This is a genomic window from Brucella sp. LJL56 (genome assembly GCF_054871705.1).
Map to the genome: position 1 here is coordinate 316,701 of NZ_JBTXLQ010000004.1, position 13,755 is coordinate 330,455.

Below are 13,755 nucleotides of genomic sequence, written 5' to 3' on the forward strand. Positions count from 1 at the left end.
GACCTCCTTGAAAAGACGGATATCCGCTTTCCACATTCCAACTCGCCGCACGCCCTCCCCTTATCTTTATGGGGTGCGCGGCTATTCGCGTAAAATTGTCCCGCCGAACATGCGACGGGGCAAGCTAGTTATTCAGCCCAATAGGCTTGTGTCAGATCGTCGGCCGGGATCGGCATGTTCTTCCACAGACCCTTGACGTTCTTGTTCCACACACCGATTTTCGGCAGTGCATAGAGGAAGATGTTCGGCTCATCGGCGGCAAGCTTTTCCTGCAGCTTCTTCACGAGTTCGAGCTGTTCCTCGTCGCTTCCAGCCTCGGCATAGGCCTTGTAAAGCGCCTTATATTCCGGGTTGTTATAGTTGAAGTAGTATTTGTCGCGGGCATAGATATCGAGATCGCGCGCTTCGGTATGAGCGATGATCGTCGCGTCGAAATCCGAGCGCTTGAACACCTGATCCAGCCACTGCGCAAACTCGATCGGTACGAGATTGGCCTGAATGCCGACTTCCGCCAGCATCGCTGCAATGATTTCGCCGCCGCGACGCGCATAGGCCGGTGGCGGCAGCGTGATGGTGATCGACGTGCCTGCCGGAACGCCAGCTTCTTCCAGCAGTTGCTTCGCCTTGGCCGGATCATACGGATAGGTTTCCGACAGATCGACATAGCCCGGATCAACCGGCGCATAATGCGAGCCGATGGGCGTACCGAAACCGGAATAAACACCTTCGATCAGCGCCTTGCTGTCGATGGCATGGGCCAAAGCCTGACGCACTTTCAGATTATCGAAAGGCGCCTTGGCATTGTTGAGCGACAGCAGAACCTTGCCCGCGGTATCACCCACCTCGACCTGCAACTTGTCGTCACTCTTGAAGCGGCTGATCAGCTCCGGCGCCTGGAACATCGGGAACACGTCGATGTCACCGGCGAGGATAGCAGCAGCAGCAGCGGACGGATCGCTGACGAAGCGGAACGTGACGGCGGAAAGCTTTGCAGGCTCGCCCCAATAATCCGGGTTACGCTCAAGCTCCACACGATCGCCCTGCACCCAGCGCTTGAACTTGAACGGGCCCGTGCCGACCGGCTTGGTCTTGTTCTCGCCGGCCGAATTCGGCGCGACCATCACCGCGTCACCCCAGCCCATGTTGAACAGGAAGTTCGAGGTCGGACGCTTCAGCGTCACAACGGCGGTTGCGGGATCAGGACATTCCGTGCTCGCAATCGGCTCAAACAGCCCCTTTTGCGCATTGGTGGAATCCGGAGCCACTGCGCGTTCATAGGAGAACTTCACGACCGAGCAGTCGAACGGCGTGCCGTCATGAAACTTCACGCCCTGACGCAGCTTGAACGTATAGGTCTTCTTGTCGTCGGAGACGGTCCAGCTTTCAGCCAGAAGCGGCTTCACCGTGCCGTCCTCGACGATACGCACAAGACCTTCATAAAGATTGGCATAGGTAACCTGCCGGATACCGGCGGCGGCATTGGCCGTCGGATCAAGGCCCGGCGGCTCCAGCACTTCGCCGACGACCAGCGTATCTTTCGCAAAAGCACCGTTGATCAATGCCAGCATCGCAGTCGTTATAAGCCCGGCTTTCAGTAAATTACCCATTGTTCCTCTTTGGCTCCCCTTGCCTCTTTTTTAAATCGAGCGCCCGCCATCCACGTCGAGCGCAACCCCGGTAATCATAGAGGCAGCAGGCGAGCAAAGGAAAGCCGCAGCTTCAGCCAGATCGTCGGGTTTCAACAGGCGGCCCATCGGGATGGAATCGCGGAACTTCTTGCGGATTTCCTCGGTGTCCTCGCCCATGAATGTGGTGAGAAGCGGCGTTTCACCTGCAACAGGGTTCAGCGCCACGACGCGGATTTTCGCAGGCGCCAGCTCAATGGCGAGCGCCTTGGTCACGGAAACAACCCAGCCCTTGGTGGCATTGTACCAGGCGAGATTCGGACGCGGGCGACCAGCACCGGTCGAAGCGACGTTCAGAATAACGCCTTCGCCATTACCCTTGAAATGCGGAATTAGCTTGCGCGTCATCAGATAGACACCACGCACATTGACGCCGAGAATGCGGTCGAATTCTTCCGGCTCCACCAGTTCGGCATTTTGCGGCTTGTGGCCGATACCAGCATTGTTGATCAGAATATCGACCTTGCCGAATTTCGACAAAGCGGCTTCCACCGCTGCATCGACATCGGCTTCCTTGGAAATATCGGCAGCCACGGCCAGCGCCGCATCGCCGATTTCGCCTGCGACGCGCTCAGCGCCTGCCTTGTCGCGGTCAACGATGACCACCTTCGCGCCGCCATCAGCGAAACGCTTTGCCATGCCTTCGCCAAACCCCGAACCTGCTCCCGTGATGAGCGCGACCTTACCTTCAAGCGACACTGCTATTCTCCTTAACCGTGATACACGGAAATCGTCTTCAGCAAGGCAAACCCGTAGAGCGCCTCAAAACCCTTTTCGCGGCCATGGCCGGATTTCTTCACGCCGCCGAATGGCAGTTCGATACCGCCGCCAGCGCCGTAATTATTGATGAATACCTGACCGGAATGGATGGCATGCGCCAGGCGGAACTGCCGTCCGCCATCATTGGTCCAGATGCCGCAGACGAGGCCATAGGACGTGCCATTGGCAATCGCGATAGCTTCTTCTTCGGTATCGAAAGGCAGGATGACCTGTACCGGACCGAAGATTTCTTCCTGCGCCAGACGATGATCGGCAGGTACGTCGCGGATCAGCGTCGGCAACACATAGGCCCCGCCTTCCGGCGCTTCTTCCGCCAAAACGCCTTGCGCAGCAATTGCCAGACCGCTCTCTTTCGCAAGATCCAGATAGCCGTCAACAATCGCCTTCTGGCGCTGCGACACCACTGGGCCGACCGACAGATCGGCACTGGCCGGACCAACCTTCAATGCGCGATAGCGCTCACTCATACGCGCCACAACATCTTCATAAATGCTGCGCTCGACCAGAATACGTGATGACGCCGAACAGGTCTGACCGGCATTCTGAATTCCCGCATTGACCAGAAACGGCAAAGCGCGGTCGAGATCGGCATCGGCGAAAACGATCTGCGGCGATTTTCCGCCAAGCTCCAGCGTCACCGGAACGGTGTTCTTGGCTGCTGCGGCCTGCACAGCCTCGCCCGTGCGCACCGAACCCGTAAACGAGATGTGATTGACGTCTGGATGTTCGGAGAGCGCCGCTCCCGCTTCTGCACCAAGCCCGGTCACGACATTGAGCGCACCCTTCGGCAGACCGGCCTTTTCGGCAATTTTTGCAAATTCCAAAATGGTCAGGCAGGCTTCCTCAGCAGGTTTGATCACGGCTGCATTGCCCATGGCAAGCGCTGCGCCAAGGCTCCGGCCCAGAATCTGCATCGGGTAGTTCCACGGAATGATATGGCCCGTGACACCATGCGGTTCATAGATCGACAGGACCGTAAAGCCGTTCTGATAGGGCAGCGTATCGCCATGGACCTTGTCGGCGGAAGCGCCATAGAATTCGAGATAGCGCGCCAGCGCCACCACATCGGCGCGGGCCTGTGTGACCGGCTTGCCGACATCTTTCGATTCCAGATCGGTTAGAAGGTCGATGTTCTTCAACACTTCTTCCGAAATGCGGTGCAGCACGCGACCGCGCTCGGTCGCCGTCAGCTTGCCCCAATCGCCGGAAAGTGCGCTACGGGCTGCCGCTACGGCCTGATCGATATCGGCCTTGGTGCCGCGCGCAATCAGCGCAAGATCGCTGCCGTCGGAAGGATTTCGGAGCGTGATATGCTCGCCGCCAACGGCATCCTGCCATTCGCCCGCGATAAAATTGCCATAACGGAGCAAGCCTGCTCCTCCCGTCTTGTTCTCATGCTTCATTTTCATTCTCCCGAAGAGGCATTTCCGCCTCAAGTCTCGCGGTTGTGGCGCGAATATGCGCGCGCGCCAGCCGTTCGGCCTCTTCCCCGTCGCGCGAAGCGATGGCTTCAACAATGGCACCATGTTCGCGGATTGCATCGCACGCCCTGTCCACGGACAACGAGAACGAAGGCGCAAAAACCTGTGACGTCATGCGCAAAAGCGGCACAAAGGCAATCAGCGAAGCGTTTCCCGCCGTATTCATCACCGCCATGTGGAAATCGACATTGGACTGGGTATAGGCTTTCGCATCCCACGGATCGACCACAGCCGACTGGCCTGCAACATGGGTGCGCAATCTGGCGATATCCGCATCGCTCGCCCGCTCGGCGGCAAAACGCGCTGCCACGCCGTCCAGCACTTCACGCACCGCATAGGCATCGATCAGGCGGGTGAGATCGGCGGAAGCGACACGAACCCCCCTGCCCGGTAGGTGAATGACCAGCCCATCCCGCTCCAGAACGCGCAAGGCTTCACGCAAGGGCGTCCGGCTGATGCCGAACTCTGCTGCTATATGTTCCTGCCGAAGTATCGCGCCCGGCGCATAGTCACCAGCATAGATTCGCTCGCGAAGTGCCTCTGCCACTTCGTCCAGCAAACGGGTCTGACTGCGCCATTCAAAAGCCGCCAATAGAAAAGCCTCCCAACTTTTCTGGACACAATATCCTGGATACAAAATCAGTCAATCTGAAAACGGATGTGCTTTTCAGAAATCAAACGGAGAATGAAAGACCGAAAATTTGGCAAATAATGCTTAAAACGACACAAACTGTCGCGCCGGGAGTTTGCCTCAGGAGAGCCTCTATCGGTGGCCTGTCGGAAGAGCCCTCACTCGCTGACGATTTCCGCCAGCATTTCGGCAAGCTGGCGGATTTGATCAGGCCCATTGTCCATGTGCCGGATGACGATTTCCATCGGTTCGACGAACGGCAATCCCGCAGTCGCAGGCACAACCCGATGACCGGGAAGCGCGACACGCGTCGGCAGCAGGCTGACGCCCAGCCCCTCGGCAACCGCACTTTGAATACTCGCCAGACTGGAGCTAGTGAAAACCACGTGCCAGCGCCTGCCTGCCCGGTCGAGGGCTTCCATCATGTCGCTGCGATAAAGCCCGTTGGGCGGAAACACCACGAGCGGCAGCGGGTCGACATGGGAAACGGGAAAATCGGCGCTATCAAGCCATGAAAGCGGTTCCGGCCAGTGCATGGTCCCCACGGTTTCGCCGCGCTTCTGTTTCACCATGACAAGGTCGAACTCACCGGTCTCGAAACCTTTCTGCAAGTCACGGCTGAGACCGCTCGTCACCTCGAGTTTTGTATTGGGATGCGTACGCATGAAACGTGCCAGCGCAGGCGTAACCAGCCGTGAGGCGAAATCTTCCGGCAGCCCGAGGCGAAACACGGCGGCGAGCGCCGTCCCGGTCATCGCGGCTGCGGCCTCGTCATGTAGATGCAGGATGCGGCGCGCATAACCCAGCAGCTTTTCACCCGCATCCGTCGGTCGCACATCATGCCGGGCGCGTTCCAGAAGCGCCTGTCCGGCGGCCTCCTCCAGCCGTATGATCTTCTGGCTCACAGTCGATTGTGTCGAGTGCAATTGCAAGGCCGCAGCCGTAAAACTGCGGCTGTCGACAACAGCCACAAAGGCCCGCAAAAGATCAAGATTGAAAGAAGTATTCATAAATCCACTGGATATCAGTTCAACATTTAATTTCCAAATATGACACCCTGCTTGTATGAACGCAACAAGCAGGAGAACCAGCCGATGCGTCAAACAATATTCAGCTTGAGTGCCTTGGCATTGATTGCAGGGACGATAGTTATGACCGAACCGACATTGCCGGGCCACCACGCCGCAGCCCAAGCCCAAGCCGAAACTTCTCTTCTTCAGGCCGCAACATCTGGCGATCTGGCTGCGGTCAATGCAGCCATCAAAGCCGGAGCGGACCTCGAAGCGCGCGGCAAGAATGGCGAGACGGCGCTTCTGGCGGCCACCCATGCCAATCATGTCGATGTCGCCCGTGCGCTCATTGATGCTGGCGCCGACGTCAATGCCAAGGATGCCATCAAGGACAGCCCCTATCTTTATGCGGGCGCACGCGGACACCTCGAAATCCTCAAGATGACGCTTGCGCACGGTGCTGACCTGAAGAGCACCAATCGCTATGGCGGAACGGCACTCATTCCCGCCTCCGAACGCGGACATGTCGAAACAGTGCGCACGCTGATCGAGGCTGGCGTCAAGGTCGATCACGTCAACAATCTTGGCTGGACGGCGCTTCTCGAAGCCATCATGCTCGGTGATGGCGGCCAGCGCCATGTCGATATCGTAAAGCTTCTCATCGATGCGGGTGCCGACGTCAATCTGGCAGACAATGACGGCGTCACGCCTCTTCAGCATGCCCGCAGCCGCGGCTATGCGCCGATGGTGGCCCTGCTGGAAAAGGCGGGTGCGAAATGAGCAGCGACAGTACATTTCTCGATCAGGCTATCAAGCTCGCCTTCGACAATGTCGAACAAGGCGGACGCCCGTTCGGTGCGGTAGTCGTCAAGGGCGGCGAGATCATCGCCACAGGCGTCAATCGCATGCAGGCCGATTGCGACCCGACCGCCCATGCCGAATTGCTGGCATTGCGCGCAGCAGGCAAGACCTTGCAATCACCGCGTCTCGATGGCTGTGAAGTCTATGCCAGCGGTCAGCCCTGCCCCATGTGCTTTGCCGCGATGCGCATGGCAGGCGTCGAAAAAATCCGCTTCGCCTATTCCAATGAGCAGGCCGAGCCCTTCGGTCTTTCGACCGCGAAAATCGCGGCTGAACTTGCCAAATCTCTCAGCGCGCAGGCAGGTATCAGCTTCGAGCATTTGCCGCCGATAAACGATCCTGGACTGTACCAAGTCTGGAAAAACAAGAGCGCATCCCGAAAAGTGTGAAACGGTTTTCGGATAATATGCGCGGTTCAAAACAAAAAGTTAGAGCGCCGATCTGATTCAATCAGATCGAAACGCGCTCTAAGAGCAAGGCAGGCGCCTGAGACATGCAGACCACCACCCATCCGGCGACCGGCAGCAAGAACGCGGCAAGCCTCGCCCTCATCGCGCTCGTGGTCCTGATCGGCCTCAATCTGCGTCCATTTCTGACCGCGCCGGGGCCTGTTCTTTCGGACATCGTAGCCGACACCGGGATGGGTTTCGGCGCGCTTTCCCTGCTCACCTTCCTGCCAATGATGCTGATGGGACTTGGCGCTTTCGCTGCCCCGCGCATCCAGTCGCTGTTCGGAACCCGGCGCAGCATGTTCGCGGCACTTGCCATTCTTGCAGCAGGCTCCCTCCTGCGCGGCATTGTTCCTGACGGTGTTTCGCTGGTGCTGACCGCCATCCTGTGCGGTGCAGGCGTTGCGATGATCCAGGCATTGATGCCGGGCCTCATCAAGGCCAACTTCCCGTCGAGCATCGCCACCGTGACCGGGCTCTATTCTGCCATGATCATGGGCGGCGGCGCGCTCGGCGCACGGCTGACACCGTGGCTTGCAGGCCCGGAGCATAACTGGCGGTTCGCCCTCGCCGTCCTTGCAATTCCAGCCGTACTGGCGCTGCTGACAGCAATTCCCATTCTCCGCGAAACGTCATCGTCGGGCAAAAAATCCGGAATAACCGGGCACCTGCTGCGACGCCCCCGCACCTGGGTGCTGATGGCTGCATTCGGTCTCGTCAATGCAGGCTATTCGTCTATGGTCGCCTGGCTTGCTCCCTATTATCAGTCGCTGGGGCTTGCTGCGTCCACCACCGGCAATCTCGTCGCAGCAATGGCCGTCGCACAAGCGCTGGCCGCTTTCGGACTGCCGCTGCTTGCCCGCCACGGTATCGACCGTCGCCCTTGGTTGCTGCTGACACTGGCCATGCAGGCTATTGGCTTCGCAGGTCTTGCCTTTGCGCCGCAGCTTTCGCCCTTCTTCTGGTCTGCCATCTGCGGCGCAGGTCTCGGCGGCAGCTTCGCGCTCGCCATGATTACCTCGCTCGACCACCTGCCCAGACCTGAGGAAGCCGGCGCTCTCGCGGCCATGATGCAGGGTGGCGGCTTCCTGATCGCCGCTCTCGGCCCGGTCGCCACCGCTTTTCTACATGGCCTGACCGGTTCGTTCGCCTCCGGCTGGATCATGCATCTCGTTCTGGTCGCAAGCATCTGTCCGCTCTATATGAGCTTCAATCCGCGCAAATATGCGCATGCGATGAAACTGCCGGTTCCGGCGGAAAGTGGCACACAATAGTGTTACCGGGCCGGTTAACGACCCGAAAACAGTGTTCGTCGGGTGATTTTCGGCTAGATAGCTTGCTGACCTTACCGATACGGTTAAGGTTACAGGAAATCTGTCTTTTATTTTGCGGCACCTGGAACGGTTCCTCTTCACACGGAACCGCCCGCCGCCCTGGTCCCGAACACTGGTCATGAAATGAAGCACGAAACCGCTATTCAGCAAGCCGCGTCCGCAGCTCCGGACGGTTTGCCCAAGCCGCGAATCTATTGGGCATGGGCGACCCTGATGGTGGGCCTGACGCTCGCCGTCATCGATGGCACGATTGCAAATGTCGCCCTACCGACGATCGCCGCCGACTTTTCGGCTGGCCCTGCCGCTTCTATCTGGATCGTCAACGGCTACCAGCTTGCGATCGTGGTCACGCTGCTTCCACTTGCGGCGCTCGGTGAAATCTATGGCTATCGGCGCGTTTATCTGGGCGGCGTGGCGTTGTTTACGGTCGCTTCCGTGGCCTGCGTGTTCTCACGCTCGCTGGAAGCGCTTACTTTCGCCCGCATCGTTCAAGGTCTGGGCGCAGCCGGCCTGATGAGCGTGAATGCCGCCCTTCTGCGCTATACGGTGCCGCAGGCGAAATTCGGCACGGCCATCGGCCTCAATGCGCTTTTCGTCGCCGTTTCGTCGACCATCGGGCCGACACTCGCCGGTGTCATGCTCTCCTCCCTGAGCTGGCCCTGGCTTTTTGTCATCAACATTCCGCTCGGCGTTGCTGCCGTCGTGATGGGCATCAAAAGCCTGCCCGAAAATGACCGCTCTGCGCGCAAGTTCGACGTGGTCAGCGCAATTCTGTCAGCGCTTACCATCGGCTTGCTGGTCACCACCATCGACAGCGCAGGTAACGAGATCAATTCCTCGATCGTCCTCTTGCAAGCGGTCGTCTGCGTGACCGCAGGCGTTCTCCTCACGCGGCGATCGCTGCGCATGGCCGACCCGCTGCTGCCACTCGATCTCCTGCGCATACCGGTCTTCACACTCTCCATCTGCACGTCGATCATGTCATTCCTCGCCCAGATGATGGCATTTATCTCGCTGCCTTTCCTCTTTCAGGTCGTCTTTGGCTTCAGGCCGATAGAAGTCGGTTTGCTGATGATGCCCTGGCCTATCGCTCTTGCATTCGTCGCGCCGCTATCGGGCAAACTGTCCGACAAGCACTCGCCGGCGATCCTGGGCTTACTCGGCCTTATCATATTCGCCATCGGGCTTGCTCTGGTCGGCATGCTGCCGGAACATCCGTCGATCCCTGATATATGCTGGCGCATGGCAATCTGCGGAATTGGCTTCGGCCTGTTTCAGGCACCGAACAATCGAATGATGATTACCTCGACGCCGCGCTCGCGCAGTGGTGCCGCAAGCGGCATGCTGGGTACAGCGCGCCTCCTCGGCCAGTCGCTAGGGGCGGCATTCGTCGCATTTCTGCTGTCGCAATGGGGCGTCGAAGGAACACCCTATATTCTCTTCTTCGCATCCGGATTTGCACTATTCGCCTCACTTATCAGCGTCACGCGCCTTGGCCGCTGACTTCATCCACAGCTTTGGAGAGAACCGGCAAATAACTTGCACAAAGAAGCAAAATTCCCTGTTGCAATCTCCGAAGCGTTGGTCCATATAGCGCCTGCCTGACGGAAACGAACGGTTTCCGGAATGACTGGCGCGAGCGGGTGTAGCTCAGGGGTAGAGCACAACCTTGCCAAGGTTGGGGTCGAGGGTTCGAATCCCTTCGCCCGCTCCAGTTTTTCTTCAGATCAGGTTTTACGAAGGCTGCCGACAGGCGGCCTTTCGTGTTTTCAGGACCGAGCAAATATTCGGACTTTAGCTAGAGTGGTTCCGTTTAAAACAGAGTCGTTGAAACCTCTCTATCCGTTTGTTTTTACGTATGTCTTTATCCCAAAACCGGTTCTCACTTTCGGAAGAAATTCTCTAGAGCAGCTTGAATGGCAGGCCTGAAACGAGCACCTTTATATAGCGTTTCTTCTGAAAATAGCCGTTGAGGGAAATACGCGGAATAGCCGCCACCTGCATCTCGTCTGTTTGCTGCAGCACGCCCGGCTGGGTGGTCACCCCCACATCGAAGCCTGCTTCGGAAACGGCCTGGATCTCGCGCGCTCCAGCCGCCGCCTTCCATCCATATGGATAGGCGAACGATCGCGGTTTGTAACCGGCATAGCGTGCCACGGCATCGGTCGAATCAGCAATTTCCTTTGCCAGCCTTTTGTCATCCACACGACGCAGATTGACGTGGGTGACCGTGTGGGCTCCAAGATGCACAAGCGGATCGACAGCAAGATTTCGTAACTCCGATGGGCTCATTACTGATTCATCGACAAGAGAAATTGCATCAATCCCGACCCTCTGCGCGGCTGCATCAATGCGGGCTACTCCTTCGTCTTCATCGAAACACTGCATGAACTGCACAAGCCGGGCAAAGGCCACCGATTTTTGCGCCGAATTTGTCGAGCGGATATCGACAGCACCGCCGCCAAAGTCAAACCGGAAGCTGTCAGCTTCCGTCACCAGAGCGGCGGCGGTTCTCCACCACATGGACCGCTTGCGCTCCACAAAGCCGGTTGTGATGAAAACCGTGTAGGGGATATTATAGCGGGAAAATACGGGGGCCGCGAATTCCGCATTATTCCGATAACCGTCATCCAGTGTGAAAACGACATACTTCTGTTGGTTATCCGGCTCGGAAAGCAGTTTTGGCAAATCATGCAGATGCACCGGAACGAGGCCCGCTTCCAACGCCGCCTCTATCGCCATTCGGAGTGTTTGCGGCGTAATCGAAAGAATGGCATTGGGATCATATCCATCCTGCGCATCGTCGGGCTTTACGTGATGCATCGTGAAGACAACACCGCGGCCACCGGCAGAAGGGAAAAGCGTCGCTGCACCGGAAAGCGCGATAGCCTCCAGCCCTGCCCGGATCAGCGGATACTTCAAACTGCCCTTTATTGACCGCAGCGACATTGTCTCGAATACATTTCCCCGACGGATCGGCTTCGTGAAAGGCAGAGCGCCAGTCCTGAACCCCATTTGCCCTATAGCAATTTCATCACCCTGCGTGAATTGCTTTCACCGCCTCCTATTTCAAGCAAAAAGGCCGCACGCAAAGCGTGCGGCCCTTTATCATACTGTTCGTTAAAACTAATACATCAAAGCAAAGTCGAGCTCTTCCACCAATCGGTTCCGCCATCATGCGCATATTGGTCAATTTCAGCCAATTCCTCGATGCTGAAATCCAGCCCCTTCAAGGCTCCCAGAGAGTTTTCCAACTGCTCGACCGAGCTCGCGCCGATGAGCGAAGACGTGACACGCGGATCGCGAAGCGTCCAGGCAATAGCCATCTGGGCCAAGGTCTGCCCACGACGTTCCGCAATGGCGTTCAGCGCCCGGATACGTCCCAGCAATTCTTCGCTCTGGGCGCTGGCTTTCAAGGAACCGCCCTGATTCGCCCGCGCACCTTCTGGGATGCCATTCAAATAGCGCGATGTCAGCAACCCCTGGGCCAGTGGCGAAAAGACGATGCAGCCGGTGCCCAGTTCCTCAAGCGTGTCGAGCAGGCCATTCTCGATCCAGCGGTTGAACATGTTGTAATTCGGCTGGTGAATGAAAAGCGGTACGCGTTCTTCCTTCAGAATCGCCGCCGCCTTCTGAGTGAGTTCGGGCGAATAGCTGGAAATGCCGATATACAGCGCCTTGCCCTGACGATGCAGATGCGCGAGCGCTCCCATCGTCTCTTCCAACGGGGTCGTGGCATCGACGCGATGCGAGTAGAAAATATCGACATAGTCGAGCCCCATCCGCCGCAGCGATTGGTCGAGACTTGCGATCAGGTATTTGCGGCTGCCACCGATCCCGCCATAAGGTCCAGGCCACATATCCCAGCCAGCTTTTGAAGAGACGATCATCTCATCGCGATAGGGTCGAAAATCGCTGGCCATGATGCGACCGAAATTTTCTTCCGCAGATCCAGGCGGCGGTCCATAATTATTCGCCAGGTCGAAATGGGTGACACCCAGATCGAACGCACGACGCAGAATGGCACGACCATTTTCATAAACATCCCGGCCACCGAAATTGTGCCAGAGACCAAGTGAAACTGCCGGTAGATCGATACCGCTTCGACCGGTCCGGCGATAGATCATATTTGTCTGGTAGCGATCAGCCGCTGCATTGTAATGCATGACGCATCTCCATGAGTGAAATGGTTCGACCATGCATGGAAGGCAGCGCCGGTTCCACACATATCAGGTGTGGCGCATACTTGAGCTCGAAAGGGACCCGAAGCAACCATAATTTGTTGAGATTACCTCAACGAATGAATGAGAGAATGTCAACGACCAGCATATCAAAGCGCAGTCGCTTCCTCGGTGACCACCAACTTCGTCAAGCCTTGTTCCTCACGGATAAGATCAATCAGCCTTCGCAAACCAGCAGGGACCTGTCGCCGACTGGGATAATACATGGTCAGGGGTGGTCCTTCTGAAGCCCAGTCCGGCAACACCGCTTCAAGCGCACTTTTAGCAATATACTTCTGGACCAATGGCTCCAGACAATAGGCAAAACCAACGCCGCCCAGGGCGGCCTCAATGGCCTGCTCAGTCTCATTGGCGCAAATCGGCCCCTTCACATCCACCCGTCGCAGCGATGCTCCGTTTCCCAGTTCCCATGCATAACGGGAATTGTCGCCAAGCCTCGTCTCTATACACGGCAAATGAAGCAGGTCGTCAGGCATTCTCGGATGCCCTACCCTCGAGATCAAAATTGGGGAACCAACTACAATCCATTGCAACGGACCAGTCAGCGCCACACCGATCATATCTTGCGGCACCCGGTCACCATAGCGAATCCCCGCGTCGAAACCATCGGCGACGATATCGACCATCTGGTCATTTATGGTGATATCGAGATGCATGTCCGGATAGGTTTGCGTATAACGCGGCAAGATGGGTGCAATGATCAACCGCGCGGCATCGCGCAATGCATTCAGCCTTATGCGTCCCGACGGGAAGTCCCGCTGGCTGGTCAGCGCCTCGATGGCCTCGCCTATCGTCCGCAACCCGCCTTCAAGTTGTGCCGCAAACGCCGCGCCGGCTTCGGTTGGCGTGAGAGAACGGCTGGTGCGGTTGAGCAAGCGCACGCCCAGATCCGCCTCCAGTTTTCTGATCCGATGACTGATAGCGGATGTTGAGACTCCGATTTCGTTGGCGGCGTGTTTCATGCTTTGTCGCCGCACGATTGTCACGAATATGTTGAGATCGGCGAGCAGCGACCGGTCGAGGTTCACCATTGTCTTCCTTCGATGAGCGCCCTGTCTGATAGCTCAAACATGCAGGTTTATCGCTCTTCTGAGCGCTGGGAAGTTTTAGCGGCTGTTTAAACGCCAAAACCCCGTGGTGTATGCCACGGGGTTTTGTTGATTTGGTTGCGGGGGCAGGATTTGAACCTGCGGCCTTCAGGTTATGAGCCTGACGAGCTACCGGGCTGCTCCACCCCGCGCCATTGTTTTTATGATGAACCGGTTGGGTATTTTTGCGCGTAT

Annotated in this window: 12 protein-coding genes and 2 tRNA genes; 5 read left to right on the top strand and 9 right to left on the bottom strand. The window is 57.6% G+C overall.

The features are described from left to right. Positions 1-128: 128 nt before the first annotated feature. The 5 genes from ACYSN1_RS15865 to ACYSN1_RS15885 all read right to left on the bottom strand — a co-directional run bounded on the left by ACYSN1_RS15865 (position 129) and on the right by ACYSN1_RS15885 (position 5,587). Complete coding sequence (locus ACYSN1_RS15865; RefSeq protein ID WP_461726561.1) at positions 129-1,607, bottom strand: ABC transporter substrate-binding protein; 1,479 nt, start codon at positions 1,605-1,607, stop codon at positions 129-131. Positions 1,608-1,637: 30 nt separating this feature from the next. Next, positions 1,638-2,384 carry an SDR family oxidoreductase gene (locus ACYSN1_RS15870; protein ID WP_109988634.1) on the bottom strand — a complete coding sequence of 249 codons (747 nt, stop codon included), beginning with the start codon at positions 2,382-2,384 and terminating at the stop codon, positions 1,638-1,640. Positions 2,385-2,395: 11 nt separating this feature from the next. After that, on the bottom strand, positions 2,396-3,868 hold the full coding sequence (locus ACYSN1_RS15875) for an aldehyde dehydrogenase family protein (protein WP_461726562.1): 1,473 nt from the start codon (positions 3,866-3,868) through the stop codon (positions 2,396-2,398). Next, complete coding sequence (locus ACYSN1_RS15880; RefSeq protein ID WP_461726563.1) at positions 3,858-4,538, bottom strand: GntR family transcriptional regulator; 681 nt, start codon at positions 4,536-4,538, stop codon at positions 3,858-3,860. Before ACYSN1_RS15880 ends, ACYSN1_RS15875 begins: the two co-directional genes overlap by 11 nt. Before the next feature lie 197 nt (positions 4,539-4,735). After that, the gene (locus ACYSN1_RS15885; protein WP_461726564.1) at positions 4,736-5,587 is read right to left on the bottom strand and encodes a LysR family transcriptional regulator; all 852 of its coding nucleotides are present in this window, start codon (positions 5,585-5,587) and stop codon (positions 4,736-4,738) included. A 141-nt stretch (positions 5,588-5,728) separates the two neighbouring features. Between ACYSN1_RS15885 and ACYSN1_RS15890 the strand changes: the two genes are divergently transcribed. The 5 genes from ACYSN1_RS15890 (at position 5,729) to ACYSN1_RS15910 (ending at position 9,945) form a co-directional block, all read left to right on the top strand. Continuing rightward, the gene (locus tag ACYSN1_RS15890) at positions 5,729-6,367 is read left to right on the top strand and encodes an ankyrin repeat domain-containing protein (protein ID WP_461726565.1); all 639 of its coding nucleotides are present in this window, start codon (positions 5,729-5,731) and stop codon (positions 6,365-6,367) included. Continuing rightward, a complete protein-coding gene (locus ACYSN1_RS15895) occupies positions 6,364-6,837 on the top strand; it encodes a nucleoside deaminase (protein ID WP_461726566.1) in 474 nt (157 codons plus the stop codon). The genes ACYSN1_RS15890 and ACYSN1_RS15895 overlap by 4 nt, the downstream gene beginning before the upstream one ends. Positions 6,838-6,941: 104 nt before the next feature. Then, entirely contained in the window at positions 6,942-8,171 is a 1,230-nt protein-coding gene (locus tag ACYSN1_RS15900; protein ID WP_461726567.1) for a cyanate transporter, read from the top strand. A gap of 183 nt (positions 8,172-8,354) precedes the next feature. Continuing rightward, entirely contained in the window at positions 8,355-9,734 is a 1,380-nt protein-coding gene (locus ACYSN1_RS15905; RefSeq protein ID WP_461726568.1) for an MFS transporter, read from the top strand. Between the two features lie 136 nt (positions 9,735-9,870). Further along, a tRNA-Gly gene (locus ACYSN1_RS15910) sits at positions 9,871-9,945 on the top strand. A gap of 188 nt (positions 9,946-10,133) precedes the next feature. Here ACYSN1_RS15910 and ACYSN1_RS15915 read toward each other — a convergent pair. The 4 genes from ACYSN1_RS15915 to ACYSN1_RS15930 all read right to left on the bottom strand — a co-directional run bounded on the left by ACYSN1_RS15915 (position 10,134) and on the right by ACYSN1_RS15930 (position 13,712). Further along, positions 10,134-11,180: a polysaccharide deacetylase family protein gene (locus ACYSN1_RS15915; RefSeq protein WP_461726569.1), complete on the bottom strand. Its 1,047-nt coding sequence runs from the start codon at positions 11,178-11,180 to the stop codon at positions 10,134-10,136. 185 nt (positions 11,181-11,365) lie between these two features. Further along, a complete protein-coding gene (gene mgrA, locus ACYSN1_RS15920) occupies positions 11,366-12,397 on the bottom strand; it encodes an L-glyceraldehyde 3-phosphate reductase (RefSeq protein WP_461726570.1) in 1,032 nt (343 codons plus the stop codon). Between the two features lie 164 nt (positions 12,398-12,561). Then, a complete protein-coding gene (locus ACYSN1_RS15925) occupies positions 12,562-13,503 on the bottom strand; it encodes a LysR family transcriptional regulator (protein WP_461726571.1) in 942 nt (313 codons plus the stop codon). Positions 13,504-13,635: 132 nt separating this feature from the next. Continuing rightward, positions 13,636-13,712: transfer RNA gene (locus tag ACYSN1_RS15930), tRNA-Met, on the bottom strand. Positions 13,713-13,755: the final 43 nt, after the last annotated feature.